Origin of the sequence: Staphylococcus pasteuri (assembly GCF_030547725.1) — a bacterium.
Lineage (GTDB): Bacteria > Bacillota > Bacilli > Staphylococcales > Staphylococcaceae > Staphylococcus > Staphylococcus pasteuri.
The window spans coordinates 1-241 of record NZ_JAUOQO010000845.1 but is presented as its reverse complement, the minus strand read 5'-3'; the positions used below and the strand labels follow the sequence as shown (position 1 = coordinate 241).

The window sequence follows — 241 nt, the reverse complement described above, 5'->3', positions numbered from 1 at the left end:
CCCCATGGGCTGGCTGTTCAGAAGTGCGGCGCAGAATGCATCGGGATGCCAGCACTTCAGCCAGGAGGACGCATATGCGATCAGCGCGAAGCTCGCTGCGTGGCTCTCGGGAAAGCCGTAGCTGCCGAAACCTTCCAACTGCCTGAATGTCCGTTCCGCGAAATCGCGGTCGTAGCCGCGTGCGACCATACCGTCGATCAGTTTCTCGCGAAAAGCGCTGACACCGCCGGTGAACTTGAAG

General features: G+C 60.6%; 1 protein-coding gene. It reads right to left on the bottom strand.

All coding sequences use genetic code 11. The features are described from left to right. Positions 1 to 241: hypothetical protein (locus Q4528_RS15700; protein WP_303522650.1), on the bottom strand; the 241-nt coding region annotated here is incomplete at both ends.